The following is a 16,520-nucleotide window of genomic DNA, read 5'->3' as shown; positions in this document are numbered from 1 at the left end:
AGACGCCTGAAGAGGCGTCTTTTTTGATTACACCTGCTTTCTGAACAAGTAGCTTTCAATAGTAAAACCCATTTTGTCTGTATAAAATCGGTGTGCGTCTTTGCGCTGAAGGCCAGATGAAAGACTGACAGAGCCAAATCCGGCTTTTCTCGCCCAGTCTGCAGCATAATGCAAAAGCATTTTGCCGTAGCCCTTTGATCGGCAAGGCGCAGTTGTAACAAGATCCGCAACCCATAGGTACTCTCCTTGATGAATGGAAACCCTCGGCAGCGCGCCGCACAGCGCTCTAATTGCTGTGTCCTCATATAAAGCAAACAGCATATAAGATTCTTTCCTCACACAGGCTTCAAGTCTTTGTAAATACGTTTCTTTATCCAAATCTGTTCTCAATTCATTCATGACCGGATACGACTCGGCCCATTCTTCTTTTGTGGTTAATTGTTTCATATGAATCATCTTCTCATTCCCCTCTCCTTTCGTTACAATGATCATAGCTAATAAATGGCATTTGCCAAATAGCCAATAACAGAAAAAATGACCATGCCAGATAAAAAGGAGACATGCAATGGATATCACGCCGTTTCTAGATAAAAAAAGCAAAACACCGTTGTATGAGCAGCTTTATGCCTTTTTTAAACAAGAAATTTCACATGCGAGAATCACGAAGGGAACAAAACTTCCGTCAAAACGCAGGCTTTCCGGCTTGCTCGGTGTCAGTACGGCAACAATCGAACGTGCTTACGAACAATTAACGGCTGAGGGCTATGTCAAAAGCAAACCAAAAATCGGCTGGTTCGCGGCGGAAGTTGAAGCTGATTTCCCGGCTGCTCCTGCACATTTTCAGCAGTCCATGCAGCAGGCTTTACATAAAGAGAGCGCGCCTGCTATTGATTTTCACCAAGGCAATGTTGACCCTGCAAACTTCCCCTTTAATGCATGGAGAAAAAGCATAGTAAAAAGTCTGGATCGTTATTCGAAATCGTTTCACACTTCCGGTGATCCTCAAGGAGAACCTGAACTTCGGCAGATGATTGCCCGTTTTGTCAGGCTGTCACGAGGAGTACATTGCGAGCCCGGGCAGATCGTCATCGGCGCAGGAACCACCGCGCTTCTGCAAATTCTTTGTCTAACGCTTGATCCAGGAACAAAAATCGGTTTTGAAGAACCGGGATTTCACCGGTCAAGAAGGATGTTTGAAGCAAATCACATGAATGTGATTCCTATATGTACTGATGAAGAAGGCGTCCTGCCGGATGAACTTAAACGCCAGAATCCATATCTTATGTATACGACTCCTTCACATCAGTTTCCGCTCGGGAGCATTATGACGATAACCCGCAGACAGGAGCTGCTGGCATGGGCAAAAGAGGCAAATACGTTCATTATAGAGGATGATTATGATGGAGAATTCCGTTACAGCGGCCAGCCCATTCCGTCTTTACAGGGGCTTGATCCAAATGGCAGAGTGATATATCTCGGCACGTTTTCAAAATCACTGCTTCCTTCCTTGCGGCTCAGCTATATGGTTTTGCCTCCTGCACTCATGGAACCGGTCAGAAAAAACGCTCATTTATTGAAACAAACGGTCTCTTCCCACTCTCAACTGGCACTGGCAGACTTCATAGAAAGCGGAGAGTGGCAAAAGCACGTAAATAGAATGAGAGCCTTATACCGAAAAAAACATGCTGTCCTGTTAGAAGCCATTCGGTCTGAATTAGGAAGCAGCGTGGAAGTTCTCGGAAAAAACTCCGGGCTTCATATCCTGCTGCGGCTTTTGTTTCCGGCAAGTGAAGAAGAAGCAATTAAAGCTGCCGCCGACAACGGCGTGACGATCTACCCCGTATCCCCTTCTTATAAAGGAAGGCCGCCATTTGTTTCTGTTTTAATCGGTTATGGCGGGTTGTCTGAAGAGAATATCAGGCTCGGCATTCAAAAACTGCAAACAGCATGGACTCCGCTGATACCGTCTTGTTAATCAAAACAGGCTCCTGGAACGGAGCCTGTTGTTTAAAATGATAAAATTCCAATTAAATTTAAAAATACGATAATAATGGCCAGCGGTACGATAAAACGAAGCAAATAAAACCATGTATAAAAGAATGCTTTTCCTGCATGCGATCCGTTTCTCATTTCTGCCAAGAGCTCATGTTTCGGAATTTTGAGCGGAATAAATAGAGAAATTAACAGAGCGCCTAATGGCATCAACACATTGCTGACGGTAAAATCGGCAATATCAAAAAACGTTTTATCAAAAATGACGGCATCGCTCAATACGCCATAAGACAAGCAGCAAGGGATTCCGACCGAGAAGATCAAAAGCCCGCTCGTCCATGAAAGTTTTTTTCTCTTCTTTTCGTCCCCTTTTCCAATCGTGGCTACAATAATCTCCACCATCGAAAAAGCGGAGGTTAGGGCTGCAAATAAAAACGCAACGAGAAAGCCAATAAAGAACAACGTGCCGAACGGAAGCTGTTCAAAAACTGCCGGAAGCACCGTAAACAGCAATGTCGGACCTTCGTTTGGCTGAAAACCGAAAGAGAAAACCGCCGGAAAAATGGCCAAACCTGCCAATAAAGTCACAATGATATTCATCATGACAATGGAGGCTGCCGATCGAGGGACATTTTGTGTTTTCGGCAAGTAGGAGCTGTAAGTCACCATCACCGAGACCCCCAGCGTTAACGTAAAGAAGGCCTGTCCCAGTGCGAATAATACGGATTCCGGAGTCAGATCGCCGAAATGAGGCACAAGCAAAAATTTCACGCCTTCCATCGCATTATCAAGCGTGAGAGACCGAAGAACGAGCAGAATAAACAATAAAAACAAAATCGGCATCATCACCGCGCTGACCCGTTCAATCCCTTTTTGGACCCCTCTGGCGACAACGATGACAGTCAGCACCATAAAAACAAGCTGAGCTGCGAGCGTCTGCACCGGATTTTGGATAATAGAAGCAAAAAGAGCGCCATACTGTTCTTGGGTAAGCCCGGACAGTGAACCTGACGCTGTTTTTACGATATACAGCAAAATCCATCCTCCGATTACACTGTAAAACGACAGCACTAAGAAACATGCGGCTACGCCGACCCATCCTGTAAGAAACCAAGCGGTTCGCGGCGCTTCTTTTTTATATGCATCAATGGCATTCGTCTGGTTCCGTCTTCCAAAAATAAATTCTCCCACTAATAGCGGATAGCCTAAAAGGACGGTAAATAACACAAAGATAAGAAAAAAGGCGCCTCCTCCATTGGTCCCCGCTACATAAGGGAACTTCCAAATTGCGCCCAAGCCGATAGCCGAGCCGGCGGCTGCCATGACGAAACCGATTTTCGAAGCCCATTGGACTGGTTTTTGCTCAGACAATAAAGTCACTTCCTTTCCAGCCTATATTATCTCTTATTTTTGTCTTCATTTCTATAGATTCATTTGCCAAGAACATAAAAGAGAGCAGCCTGATTGGCCGCTCTCTTGATCACAAGATTATTGATTTAATTTTGAATGCTTTCTTGAATACAGAAAATAAATTGCCAAGCCGATTAACAGCCACACAAGGAAGCGGACAATCGTCACCCATCCAAGATTTAAAATTAAGAACAGGCAGAATACAATCGCAAGGCCTGGGATAACTGGAACCCCCGGGCATTTAAAGGCTCTCGGAAGATCAGGCTGTTTCTTTCTCAAGACGATGACCGCCACAGAAATCAGCACAAACGCTGACAGCGTTCCGATGTTTACCAGCTTTGCAAGTTCATCCAGCGGAACAAGTGAGCCAAGCAGCGCCGACATCGTTCCGAAAAACCAAGTGGCCACATACGGCGTTTTGTGCTTTGGGTGCACCTTAGAGAGTGAGCCCGGCACCAGTCCGTCACGCGACATGGCAAACATGACGCGTGTCTGCCCATAAAGCATCACGAGCATAACTGTTGTCATTCCCAAAACGGCGCCGATATCAATGATGCCTGCCACCCAATTTTGACCTGCGCTTTGAAGGACGAGAGAAACTGGATGATCCACACCCGCAAACTGGGCAAACGGGATAACCCCTGTCATGATCGCTGATACAGTGACATATAAAATCGTGCAAACCAATAAGGAGAAAATAATACCTTTAGGCAGATCCTTCGCAGGGTTTTTTGTCTCTTCCGCAGCAGAGGATACAGCGTCAAATCCGATAAAAGCAAAGAATACGAGTGCCGCTGCACTGAATACGCCGCCAAAGCCCATCGGCATAAACGGCTGCCAGTTATCCGGCTTCACATAAACCGCTGCCACCGCGATAAACAGAAGAACGACCAGCACTTTCAAAATCACCATGATGTTGTTGACTCTTTTTGATTCTTTAATGCCTAAATAAAGCAAAAACGTTATCGCCATCACAATCACGAATGCAGGCAGATTAAAAATGGTAAATGTGCCTTTTACCGCCCCAGGCGCCGCTGTTAAAGCAACCGGTAAATGAATGCCGAGCCCTGATAAAAACGATTGAAAATAACCGGACCAGCCGACCGACACCGCGCTTACCGCCAGCATATACTCTAAAATTAGATCCCATCCAATGATGAAGGCCAAAAGCTCTCCCAATGTGGCATAAGTGAATGTATACACCGAGCCTGAAACCGGCACACTTGAGGCAAATTCCGCGTAAGACAGGGCCGCGAATAAACAAGCCAGGGCCGCCACAACAAATGAAACGGTCAATCCGGGACCAGCAGTGACTGCACCCGTCCCTGTCAGTACGAAAATCCCTGTGCCGATAATGGCTCCGATTCCAAGCAATGTTAAGTCGAAAGCCCCTAATTCTCTTTTTAAAGATTTCTCACCGCTTGTTGCAGCAATTAAATCCTGAATGCTTTTCTTCCTAAATACGCTCCCTTTCATTCCCCTTCAACTCCTAGACTGATAATCTATATCTATATATTTTATTTGAATTTTCTGAATTCATGAGCAACAATGGTCATTTTTCTTTTTTTCTACTATATTTGTACCAGCGGCGAATCATTCCTTTCTCCTACTCAATATTATATATAAAAACACAAAAATGAAAACAAAATTTTTAGAAAAATCGACAAATTTTTTATTTTGAAATATTTACTAACACAAAAAAACCAGCATGATTGCTGGTTTTCGTTCATTATGTTGAAATAAATCGCCCGCCATTCACATGAATGGTCTGGCCTGTCATATAGGAAGATTCATCAGATGCCAGCAGGACATAGGCGCCTGCATGCTCAACTGGCTGCCCCGGTCTTCCCATTGGAGTATCCAACCCGTGCTGTTTCACTTTTTCCTCCGGGAATGTAGCCGGAATAAGCGGTGTCCAAATCGGGCCGGGCGCCACCGCATTCACTCTGATGCCTTTATCCGCAAGCGACATCGCCATGGATCGCGTAAAGGAGACAATCGCACCCTTTGTGCTGGAATAATCAATTAACGCCGTATCGCCTTCATAAGCGGTAATCGATGTCGTATTAATAATGGCACTTCCCTCTTTCAGGTGAGGCAAAGCTTTTTTCGTCATATGGAACATGGAAAAAATGTTTGTGCGAAATGTTTTTTCCAGCTGTTCTGTTGAAATATTGAGAATGCTGTCCTGCGGGTGCTGCTCAGCGGCGTTGTTCACTAAAATATCTAGTTTACCAAAATGGTCCACTGTTTGCTGTACAGCTTGTTCACAATGATTCTCGTCTCCAATATCTCCCGGGATAAGCAGGCAGCTGACATTCTCCTTTTCGATCAGCTTACGTGTTTCCTCTGCGTCCGAATGCTCGTCTAAGTAAAGAATGGAGACGTCAGCGCCTTCTTTAGCAAACGCAATAGCTGCCGCTCTCCCTATTCCGCTGTCGCCTCCGGTAATGATCGCGACTTTTCCTTTCAGTTTTCCGCTTCCTTGATAATCCTCATCCTCATACAGAGGCAGCGGATTCATTTCTGACTCAATGCCCGGCTGTCTGTCCTGATGCTGCGGTTCTTGTCCTTCTGCTTGTCTATCCATTGGATTCATAATTCTTCACTCCTAGACATGTGGTTGATATAAAACGTTACCACGTCATAGAAGCGGCTAAACGGGAAAATATGTTATGAAAGAACTTCTTCAGGAATGGCGCCAGTATATTTCGCTGACGGACGGAAAATCATGTTGTTTTCTGCCTGTTCGAGCACATGGGCGCACCACCCTACCATTCGGCTTGCTGAAAAGGTCGGTGTAAACAATTCATCGTCAAAATTAATTGCCTTCATGACAGCCGCCGCATAAAATTCAACATTTGTATAAAGCTTGCGTCCCGGTTTATAGATTTCAAGCAAACGAATCGCTTCTGCTTCTACATGCAGCGCAAGATCAAGATCACGGTCATTGCCAGCCACCTCTTCTGCTTTCTGTCTCAATGCTTCTGCCCTCGGGTCCTTCGTCTTGTACACCCTGTGGCCGAATCCCATCAGGCGCTCTCCTTTTTCGAGTTTTTCTTTCAGATATGCTTCAGCATTTTCTTTTTCTCCAATGTCTTCAAGCATCTTTGTCACCGCAGAAGGTGCCCCTCCATGCAGCGGCCCTTTCATCGTGCCGAGTGCAGCCGTGACGGCTGACACTAAATCACTCTCTGTCGATAATGTGACCCGTGCCGAAAAAGTGGATGCGTTCATGCCGTGCTCCATGGCCAGAATCATATAGGTTTCAAGCGCTTTCTTTTTAGCCTCTGAAGGCTGTTCACCTGTAAGCATATAATAGTAGTTTTCGACATGTCCGTACTGGGAAGATGGCACAATTGCTTGCTCACCGCGCGTCCATCGTTTTCTGTATGCAATGATGGAAGGCGTGATTGCAATCAGCCGGATCGCTTCTTCTGTTTTTGGATGAAACGTGTACGTATTTTCCCCTAATGCAGAAACAACCGTTCTCAGCACCGACATGTCGTCCATGTTGTTTGGCAGTGACTGAATCAAACGCTCAATATGTTCAGGCAGATGCCGCTCCGCAGCCAGCTTCTCTTCAAATGTCTGCAATTCTTCAGATGACGGCAGTTTCCCAAATAAAATCAAATACGCTGCTTCCTCAAAGCTGTGATTCAGTGCGATGTCTTTTGCATGATGCCCTCTGTAAATCAGACGGCCTTTTTCACCATCAATATGGCTGATGGATGTTTCTGCACATGTAATTCCCTTTAATCCGTAATGTACCATTTGTATTCCCCCTATCCTTTTCTGTTATTATAGTAAATATAATATTTAAAAAATAATGAATATTTTAAAGGAAATTAATTAAAAATATTAATCAGAGGGAGAATAGACATGGATTTCAAATGGCTTCATACTTTTGTGAGCGCTGCGAAATATGAAAACTTTCGAAAAACAGCGGAAACGCTTTTTTTATCTCAGCCCACTGTGACCGTGCATATCAAGCAATTAGAAAAAGAAATCAGCTGCAAGCTGTTCGAGCGAAAAGGCAGACAGATCCAGCTGACTGATGAAGGAAGGGCGTATTTGCCGTATGCACTCAGGCTTCTTGACGATTACGAAAACAGCATGGCAGAGCTTCATAGAGTCAGACAAGGCTACTCTCAAACCTTACAGCTCGCGGTTTCTCCGCTTATTGCCGATACTGTGCTTCCATCTGTTATGAAACGGTACACTTCAATGAATACCGAGACAGAAATTGCTGTAAGAATATTTGAATCTACAGAAATCGCATCACTGATTAAAGCCGGGGAAGCAGATATCGGGCTGAGCTGTTTAAAGGTACAGTCTTCCTCCTTAACCTGCCACTGCTTATATAAAGACCCTGTTGTCCTTGTTGCCCCGCCCGATCAGCGTTTCATGGCAGACAAAGAAATTGATGCCAAAGAGGTGCTTGATCAATACCTGCTTTTGACCCACAATCATCCTGATTACTGGGACGACCTGCTCCGTCAAGTCAGAGTGACATTTCCATTTGTGAGAACAATGAAAGTCACTCAAACACATATAACGAAACGGTTTATCAAGGAAGGACTCGGCGTTTCTTTTCTGCCTTTATCCACAGTAAAGCGTGAGCTGGCAGAGAAACAGATGATCAGAATCCCCTATCAATCTGTGCAGCTGCCCTATGCCGGCGCTTACGCGATTGCCCTTTATGAAAATAAGAAAGAAAAAAAATTCTTGGATTTTTTGTCACATTTTCATTTTTAGGAGCAACCAAAACGGCTGTGATTCGTCTAATGAAAAAAACCCGTTCCAATGAACGGGTTTCTTCTAACAATTAGAATCTTTTCGCACCGAGGTAACGAGGCTTCCAGTAGCTGTTGTTCAGGCTGCTGATTTGTACGCCGTCAGATCCTGCATGAATGAAACTATTGTTTCCAATGTAAATCCCCATGTGAGAAGGGCCGGATTTATATGTTGTAAAGAAGACGAAATCACCAACAGACGGGCTGGCAATGCTCTTCATAGAACTCCAGTATCCCGCAGTGCTTGTTCTGCCCACACTTGTTTGTTTATTCAGTACGTACCAGATGAATCCGCTGCAGTCAAAGCCGGAAGTTGTCGTTCCGCCCCATTTATATGGCGTTCCGACTAACGCTTTCGCATCAGAAACCAGCTTGCTCACATTAAGTGATGTAGTAGATGATGCTTTGCTGCTTGAAGATGATGAAGAAGTAGCAGGTTTTGAGCTGCTAGTGCTTGTTCCTTTCACCTTCAATACTTGGTTGACATAGATTAAATCTGATTTTAAGCCGTTTAAGCTTTTTAATTTGCTAACTGTCGTGCCGTATTTGCTCGCAATTTTAGAAAGGCTGTCTCCGCTCTTCACTTTATATGTAGAAGTTGAAGATGATGACACTTTTGATGAGCTGGAGCTGCTTGAACTTGTTGAACCTTTCAGTTTCAGGACTTGTCCAATACGAAGCAAATCAGATTTTAAGCCGTTCAGTTTTTTCAGTTCATTGACTGTCATGCCGTATTTTTTTGAAATTTTCCAAAGGCTGTCTCCGCTCTTTACTTTGTATGTAGAGGAAGAAGAAGAAGAACTGCTGCTTTTGGAACTTGAAGATTTGCCGTTAATCGATAAAGTCTGGCCTACGTAAATGATGTCTGAACGAAGGTGGTTCTCTGATTTAATTTTACTGATCGTTGTGTCGTATTTTCTTGAAAGATCCCATAATGTGTCGCCTTTTTTCACCTTGATGCTTTGTGCAGATGCCGCTCCTGCAAATAATGTCGATCCTAAAACAACTGCTGTCGTAGCTGTAATGATTTGCTTTTTCATATGTTCCTCCCCAAATATTTATATCTCTATATATTTGTCTCTTTTTTTAATTAATCTTATTGCTTTCTATTATAAGGATAGATTCCCAACAGAAATAGTCTTGACTTCATGTGACAAATTTCTTAATTATTCGTTCTAAAAAAAAGTTTTTAAGGGTATAAAATATTTCATTTTCGTTTCAAAGGTGACAAAAAACGAGTCGTTTTGTCATGTGATTTGGGTGATTTTTCAACTTAAAGGAAATAAATGAATAACTTTCGGAGTTAAATCTCATATTGGAAGAATGGGTGTTAAGGAGTATTCGAGGAAAGCTGCGGTGAACCGCAGTTTTTTTATTTAAACAAACATATCATGCAAGGACAGAGAGGTAAAGATTTTTCTGAAAAAATGAATGCTTTGAACCAAATAAGGCAAAATAACGAAACGACGTTTTCTTTTCCTAACAATGCTTTACTTAATGTTTACATGATCAATAGCTGATGTTAACAAAATTTCCCTAACATGATAAACAGAACACATTAAAGGAGGCCTTCAAAAAATGAGTTTGTTTCAAAACATGAAATCAAAACTTGTGCCCATCGCAGCTGTTTCCGTGCTTACAGCCGGCATATTCGCCAGTGCAGAACTGCAGCAGACCGAAAAAGCCAGCGCAACAAAACAAAACAACGATGAGATCAGAAATGTCATTGTGATGGTTGGTGACGGCATGGGAGCATCATACATAAACGCCTACCGCTCCATGAAAAATAATGGCGAAACACCGAATAATCCGAAACTAACTGAATTTGACCGGAACTTGACAGGCATGATGATGACGCACCCGGATGACCCTGACTACAATATTACTGACTCAGCTGCAGCCGGAACTGCATTGGCAACAGGTGTTAAGACATATAACAATGCAATTGGCGTCGATAAAAACGGAAAAAAGGTGAAGTCTGTGCTTGAAGAAGCCAAACAGCAAGGCAAATCGACCGGGCTCGTCGCAACATCTGAAATTAACCATGCCACCCCTGCCGCATATGGCGCCCACAACGAATCACGGAAAAACATGGACCAAATTGCCAACAGCTATATGGATGACAAAATAAAAGGCAAACAAAAAATAGACGTTTTGCTCGGCGGCGGAAAATCTTATTTTAACCGTAAGGACAGAAATTTGACGAAGGAATTCAAACAAGCTGGCTACAGCTATGTGACAACAAAACAAGCGCTGAAGAAAAATAAAGATCAGCAGGTGCTTGGGCTTTTCGCAGACGGAGGGCTTGATAAAGCGCTCGACCGTGACAGCAAAACACCGTCTCTGAAAGACATGACAGTTTCAGCCATTGACCGTCTGAACAAAAATAAAAAAGGATTTTTCTTAATGGTTGAAGGCAGCCAAATTGACTGGGCAGCCCATGACAATGATACTGTAGGAGCCATGAGTGAGGTTAAAGATTTTGAACAGGCCTATAAAGCCGCAATTGATTTTGCGAAAAAAGACAAGCACACGCTTGTCATTGCAGCTGCTGACCATACGACCGGCGGATTTACCATTGGCGCAAACGGTGAAAAGAATTGGCACGCGGAGCCGATTCTCGCTGCGAAAAAAACACCTGAATTTATGGCAAAGAAAATCAATGAGGGCAAACCGGCAAAAGATGTGCTTGCCCGCTATACTGACCTTGACTTCACAACTGAAGAAATCAAAAGTGTTGAAACAGCAGCCCAGGCTGACAAGAACAAAGGCGCCTACAAAGCCATCATCAAGATTTTGAACAAACGATCTAACAGCGGCTGGACGAGTACCGATCATACCGGCGAGGAAGTGCCGATATACGCGTACGGCCCCGGAAAAGAAAAATTCCGCGGACTGATTAACAATACCGACCAGGCAAACATCATCTTTAAGATTTTGAAAACAGGAAAATAAAGAGGATGAGGAAACTCATCTTTCCAGCATGATTGAACAGCCTTGACCACGAATGCGGGGGTTTATCGCATGCTGAAGAGGATGCAGAATACTGCATCCTCTTTTTTATAGATACCTGCGGTGAACGCCTTTTCCGTCATATGAAAACACGACTTCCTTATCCTCAAGCACAGACTCGATGTGCACGCTTCTCCCCCAAAGCTGAAATAAATAAGGAAGCACTTTCTCCAAATATTTCAAATCCAGCTCTATGCCCTCATACCAATGTTTAATATAGAGCTCATTATTTTTCATATAATCGCCGTCATTTACTGTCAAATATGGAAAACCGCCGTTTACCCGCATGCTCACAAGCTGGTCTCGCACCGATTTCCACTCTTTATCAACGACTTTATAATCTCTGCCCTGCTTTTGAAATAAATAAAGGTCCTCGCGCATCACTAAGTCTTTCGTTAAATAATTGCGGATGAAAGAGATATCTGATTCAATTTCCCTGACCTCAAACATTTTCTCCCGGCCCGAGTCAGGCTGCACGCCCATTTTCTTCATTTCTTCCGTCGGGTTGTTATACCGCTCCTCAATGTCTTCAAAAATTTTCAGCCCTAAATAATAAGGATTGATGCCTGTTTTGGACGGCTGGACGACACCTGCATTCAGCTTGGCGAACTCGATCGCTTCATCTGAGGTTAAATCAAGCTCACGTATGATTCGCTGGTGCCAATAGGAAGCCCATCCCTCATTCATTATCTTTGTTTCAAGCTGAGGCCAGAAATAAAGCATTTCCTCTCTCATCATCGTTAAAATATCACGTTGCCATGGCTCAAGCTCCCGGGAATGCTCCTCGATAAAAAGCAGAATATCCTTTTCCGGGTGAGGCGGGAACGATTTTTTCGATTTTTTCACTTGTTTTTTTGGTTTCTTCTCATCCAAAGCCCATAAATCATCATACGGCGTCGCCGCCTCTTCAATCTCCTCATCTTCATCATCCACGCTCCATAAGAGCTTCGGGCGGACCAAAGATGGATCGATATGCTCCTGAATCGATAGGATCGCATCTAAAAAAGCCTCGACTTCCTTTATCCCGTGAACCTGTTCATAGTGCTTAATCCGTTCGGCCGTTGCCGCCATGCTTTCCACCATATCGCGCTTCGTGTTTTGGAAGCGGCAGTTGTTTTTGAAGAAATCACAGTGGGCGAGAACGTGAGCGACTATTAATTTATTTTGGATCAATGAGTTGCTGTCCAGCAAAAAAGCGTAGCATGGATCTGAGTTAATAACCAGCTCATAAATCTTGCTTAATCCAAGATCATAATGCAGCTTCATTTTGTGAAACTGCTTGCCGAAGCTCCAGTGGCTGAATCTTGTCGGCATCCCGTACGCGCCGAATGTATAAATAATTTCAGCCGGGCAGATTTCATATCTCATCGGGTAGAAATCAAGGCCGAATCCCTTTGCAATTTCGGTAATTTCCTCAATTGCCCGCTGTAATCCTTTTTTCTCCTCCGCGTTCAACCGAATCCCCCCTACTTGGACTTATCTCTAATGTATGAGTCCGCCTGACAAAAGATGATAGCCGCACCTGGGCAAGAAAAAAATCCGCCCGGCACATTCAGCTGTTTGCCGATTATGTCAGTGGGTAATAACACACCATATTACGAAAAAAGGAGCGATACCAATTGAATGTAGCAGACATGCTTTCTTCTTATCTCAGTAAGCTGCCGAACTTAATCATTGCTTTACTCGTCTTATTAATCGGATGGGCTATCGCTAAAATCATTGAAAAAGCGGTATACAAGGGGCTCAGCAAAACAAAAATCGACGACAAGCTCTTTGCTGGGAAAAAGCCATCACGCTATTCTTCGGAAAAAGTCATAAGCAAGGTCGTTTATTTTATCGGATTGATTATCGTCTTTATTTTATTCTTTAACATTTTGCACCTGACAACAGTCGCATCACCTTTTGTCAGCATGCTTTCTGCAATTACAGCGGCTATCCCAAGCATACTGAAGGCCGGACTCATTCTGCTCTTAGGATGGGCTGCAGCCTCTGTTTTGAGCTTCCTTGTCAAAAAAATCGGGATGAAGCTGAACACAAGCGACAAGCTGCGCAAGTGGAATTTGGTGTCTGAAGGAAAAGATATTCATCAGGCAGTTAATGCCGCTTCACAAATTGTCTTTTATCTCGTGCTGCTCGTTTTCCTGCCAGGGGTGTTGTCTTCTTTGAAAATCAGCGGGATTTCAGGCCCGTTTACAAATATGATGGAAAGCGTACTCGCATTTCTGCCAAAATTATTTGCTGCGGCGCTTATCGTTTTAATCGGCTGGCTTGTTGCCCGCCTTGTACGTGACATTATTACGAATTTCCTTGCAAGCATCGGCACAGAAAGATTCGCTGCACGTATGGGTTTATCTATTTACTTAAAAGATACAAGCCTTTCTGCTGTCATCGGAACAATCGCTTATGTGCTGATTTTAATACCAGTTGTCATTTCAGCGCTTGACCAGCTTGATGTTGCTGGCATTTCGAAACCGGCTGTCTCTATGCTGAACACCATTTTAAATATGCTTCCGAACATTATTATTGCTATTGTGCTTGTTTTAGCGGGTATGTGGACAGGAAAATGGGTAAACACCATGGTGTCCGGACTGCTCCATCGCACAGGCTTTGATTCTGTGTTAGGAAAAATGGGAGTGGAAACTGGAACGCCTGCAAAGCTGTCCTTGTCTCAAGTTGTCGGTATGATCGCGCAAATCATTGTCATTCTGCTATTTACAGCCGAAGCGCTGCAAATTGTTCAGCTGCACTTCCTTGTAGACATTGCAACTGGCATCATCGCGTATCTGCCGAATGTCCTTGTGGCCGTCTTTATACTCGGAATCGGCCTTTACGCCGGAGAATTGGTAAGAAAAATGCTTGCGAGCATCATTAAAGGCCAGGAATTCAAGTCTTTAGCAGCGATCGCTAAATATACTATTATCGCACTTGCTTTCTTTATGGCCTTGGATCAGCTTGGTGTAGCTGACACAATCGTCAATTCCGCGTTCATTATCGTGCTTAGCGGCTTCGCACTCGCTTTTGGTTTATCCTTCGGCCTTGGCGGAAAGGATTTTGCATCACGTTATCTGTCTGCGTTTGAACGGAAACTGGATAAGAACAAGACAAACCAAAATCCGCCGAATAACATGTAAAAAAAACCATGCACCCAACAAGGTGCATGGTTTTTGTCGATTAATTCCTTTTTTTTATTTTTCAATCGATTATGATAAGATAAAGGAAAATGTCTTATTCCGAGGTCTTATTATGAAGTTAACAAATTATACAGATTATTCATTAAGAGTGTTGATATTTCTGGCTGCAGAACGTCCCGGAGAGCTTTCAAATATAAAACAGATTGCCGAAACCTATTCTATTTCAAAAAATCATCTTATGAAAGTCATATACAGGCTCGGCCAGCTCGGCTACGTAGAAACGATACGCGGACGAGGCGGCGGCATACGTTTAGGCATGGCCCCCGAAGACATCAATATCGGTGCGGTTGTCAGAAAAACGGAAGATGATTTTAATATTGTTGAATGTTTTGATGCAAACAAGAATCTCTGCATTATTTCCCCGGTGTGCGGCTTAAAACATGTACTTAATGAAGCGCTTATGGCCTATCTTGCGGTTTTGGACAACTACACGCTGCGCGACCTTGTTAAAAACAAGGAAGATATCATGAAGCTTTTAAGAATGAAGGAATAGATCATGATTCCTTCTTTTTTTATGCCCTTTTTCCCCCTTTTTGTTAAGATAATATGGCTTTTTTTTAAAAAAGGCAAAACGATGAGACAAAACTGCCGATATAAAAAAGAAACAGCAATCTAAAATTATTGGGGGAAAAAGGAGAGCTAAGATGAAAAAGAAATTAGCAGCAGGGCTGACAGCATCTGCGATTGTCGGCACAACATTAGCAGTGGCACCAGCTGAGGCAGCAACGATTAAGGTCAAAAGCGGAGATTCTTTATGGAAACTGGCCCAAACCTACAACACAAGTGTGGCGGCCCTCACATCCGCCAATCATCTTTCGACTACTGTTCTGTCGATCGGCCAGACGCTTACGATTCCAGGCAGCAATTCCGGCACTTCATCTACTTCAAGCTCAACAACCAAGAAGAGCGGAAGTTCTGTTTACACAGTGAAAAGCGGAGATTCACTTTGGCTGATCGCCAATGAGTATAAAATGACGGTGCAGGAACTGAAAAAATTAAACGGGCTGAGCAGCGACATGATTCGTGCGGGGCAGAAATTAAAGGTGTCCGGTACGGTTTCTTCAAGCTCAAATTCAAGCTCTGGTTCCAGTACAAAAAGCAGTTCCAATAAGAGCTCCAGCTCTTCATCTTCTGCCGGAACATATAAGGTGCAGCTTGGGGATTCACTTTGGAAAATCGCTAACAAAGTCAATATGTCCGTCGCTGAATTGAAGGTCTTGAACAACTTAAAATCAGACACCATCTATGTGAATCAAGTATTAAAAACAAAATCAACTGGTTCTGATACGTCTTCCAAAGACTCTTCATCAAATTCGAACAAAACTTCGGCAACAACGAAATACACTGTAAAAAGCGGAGATTCACTTTGGAAAATTGCAAACAAGTATAACCTGACTGTACAGCAAATCCGAAATAGCAATAATTTGAAATCAGATGTGCTGTACGTCGGACAAGTGCTGAAGCTGACAGGTAAAGCACCTTCAGGCACTTCTTCTTCATCATCGTCGTCTTCGTCAAATACAAGCTCGGGCACGACGACTACATACACGGTGAAAAGCGGCGATTCCTTGTGGGTAATTGCTCAAAAATTCAATGTGACTGCTCACCAGATTCGGGAGAAAAACAACTTAAAAACGGATGTCTTGCAGATTGGCCAAAAGCTGGTCATTACAGGAAAAGCGTCATCTTCATCCTCTTCCTCATCCGGGTCTTCAAGCACCTCCAGTTCAACCAGCGCGAAGATTAACACAATGATTGCCGCCGCTAAAGCGCAGCTTGGGGTTCCATATCGCTGGGGAGGCACAACACCGGCCGGATTTGACTGCAGCGGATTCATTTACTATGCACTGAACAAAGTCACATCCGTATCAAGATTAACAGCAGCCGGATACTGGAACACAATGAAATCAGTCAGCCAGCCTGCTGTCGGAGACTTCGTCTTCTTTACAACATATAAAGCCGGCCCTTCCCACGTCGGAATTTATCTTGGAAACGGAGAATTCATTAATGCCAATGATTCCGGAGTTGTCATTTCCAGTATGAACAACTCTTACTGGAAACAGCGCTATCTCGGTGCAAAACGATATTTCTAAAACAAAAACTGTATGGCCTTCAAGGC

The 16,520-nt window shown here is 43.7% G+C and carries 13 protein-coding genes; 6 read left to right on the top strand and 7 right to left on the bottom strand.

Annotated features, from left to right (window positions below; translation table 11 throughout):
• Nucleotides 1-27 precede the first annotated feature (27 nt).
• Nucleotides 28-456, bottom strand: a complete 429-nt coding sequence (locus MOB98_RS13210) for a GNAT family N-acetyltransferase (RefSeq protein WP_268359209.1) — start codon at nucleotides 454-456, stop codon at nucleotides 28-30.
• Between the two features lie 109 nt (nucleotides 457-565).
• Here MOB98_RS13210 and MOB98_RS13205 point away from each other — a divergent pair, with 109 nt between their 5' ends.
• Entirely contained in the window at nucleotides 566-1,975 is a 1,410-nt protein-coding gene (locus tag MOB98_RS13205) for a PLP-dependent aminotransferase family protein (RefSeq protein ID WP_268359211.1), read from the top strand.
• Nucleotides 1,976-2,007: 32 nt separating this feature from the next.
• Here MOB98_RS13205 and MOB98_RS13200 read toward each other — a convergent pair whose 3' ends face one another.
• From MOB98_RS13200 to citA, 4 genes are all read right to left on the bottom strand, one after another.
• Nucleotides 2,008-3,363, bottom strand: coding sequence for a sodium-dependent transporter (locus MOB98_RS13200; protein WP_268359212.1), 1,356 nt, complete (start codon nucleotides 3,361-3,363; stop codon nucleotides 2,008-2,010).
• 117 nt (nucleotides 3,364-3,480) lie between these two features.
• The gene (bcaP, locus tag MOB98_RS13195; protein WP_268359214.1) at nucleotides 3,481-4,878 is read right to left on the bottom strand and encodes a branched-chain amino acid transporter BcaP; all 1,398 of its coding nucleotides are present in this window, start codon (nucleotides 4,876-4,878) and stop codon (nucleotides 3,481-3,483) included.
• A 253-nt stretch (nucleotides 4,879-5,131) separates the two neighbouring features.
• Nucleotides 5,132-6,001 carry an SDR family oxidoreductase gene (locus MOB98_RS13190; RefSeq protein WP_268359217.1) on the bottom strand — a complete coding sequence of 290 codons (870 nt, stop codon included), beginning with the start codon at nucleotides 5,999-6,001 and terminating at the stop codon, nucleotides 5,132-5,134.
• Between the two features lie 74 nt (nucleotides 6,002-6,075).
• Complete coding sequence (citA, locus tag MOB98_RS13185; protein WP_268359219.1) at nucleotides 6,076-7,176, bottom strand: citrate synthase CitA; 1,101 nt, start codon at nucleotides 7,174-7,176, stop codon at nucleotides 6,076-6,078.
• Nucleotides 7,177-7,284: 108 nt separating this feature from the next.
• Here citA and citR point away from each other — a divergent pair, with 108 nt between their 5' ends.
• Nucleotides 7,285-8,160 carry a transcriptional regulator CitR gene (gene citR, locus MOB98_RS13180; RefSeq protein WP_268359221.1) on the top strand — a complete coding sequence of 292 codons (876 nt, stop codon included), beginning with the start codon at nucleotides 7,285-7,287 and terminating at the stop codon, nucleotides 8,158-8,160.
• Nucleotides 8,161-8,230: 70 nt separating this feature from the next.
• On the opposite strand, the gene lytE is transcribed toward citR, so the two are convergent.
• The gene (lytE, locus tag MOB98_RS13175; RefSeq protein WP_268359226.1) at nucleotides 8,231-9,238 is read right to left on the bottom strand and encodes a peptidoglycan endopeptidase LytE; all 1,008 of its coding nucleotides are present in this window, start codon (nucleotides 9,236-9,238) and stop codon (nucleotides 8,231-8,233) included.
• 538 nt (nucleotides 9,239-9,776) lie between these two features.
• Here lytE and MOB98_RS13170 point away from each other — a divergent pair.
• Nucleotides 9,777-11,153: an alkaline phosphatase gene (locus tag MOB98_RS13170; protein ID WP_268359228.1), complete on the top strand. Its 1,377-nt coding sequence runs from the start codon at nucleotides 9,777-9,779 to the stop codon at nucleotides 11,151-11,153.
• Nucleotides 11,154-11,258: 105 nt separating this feature from the next.
• Here MOB98_RS13170 and spoVR read toward each other — a convergent pair whose 3' ends face one another.
• Complete coding sequence (gene spoVR, locus MOB98_RS13165; RefSeq protein WP_268359230.1) at nucleotides 11,259-12,665, bottom strand: stage V sporulation protein SpoVR; 1,407 nt, start codon at nucleotides 12,663-12,665, stop codon at nucleotides 11,259-11,261.
• Nucleotides 12,666-12,829: 164 nt separating this feature from the next.
• On the opposite strand from spoVR, the gene MOB98_RS13160 reads away from it, so the two are divergent.
• The 3 genes from MOB98_RS13160 (at nucleotide 12,830) to MOB98_RS13150 (ending at nucleotide 16,494) form a co-directional block, all read left to right on the top strand.
• Complete coding sequence (locus tag MOB98_RS13160) at nucleotides 12,830-14,341, top strand: mechanosensitive ion channel (protein ID WP_419900965.1); 1,512 nt, start codon at nucleotides 12,830-12,832, stop codon at nucleotides 14,339-14,341.
• Between the two features lie 112 nt (nucleotides 14,342-14,453).
• Nucleotides 14,454-14,894, top strand: a complete 441-nt coding sequence (gene nsrR, locus MOB98_RS13155; protein WP_268359232.1) for a nitric oxide-sensing transcriptional repressor NsrR — start codon at nucleotides 14,454-14,456, stop codon at nucleotides 14,892-14,894.
• Between the two features lie 151 nt (nucleotides 14,895-15,045).
• Nucleotides 15,046-16,494, top strand: a complete 1,449-nt coding sequence (locus MOB98_RS13150) for a peptidoglycan endopeptidase (protein WP_268359233.1) — start codon at nucleotides 15,046-15,048, stop codon at nucleotides 16,492-16,494.
• Nucleotides 16,495-16,520: the final 26 nt, after the last annotated feature.

It is taken from the genome of Bacillus sp. N13C7 (assembly GCF_026790065.1).
Lineage (GTDB): Bacteria > Bacillota > Bacilli > Bacillales > Bacillaceae > Bacillus.
The sequence above is the reverse complement of the archived record's forward strand: the minus strand, read 5'-3'. Positions and strand labels throughout refer to the sequence as shown.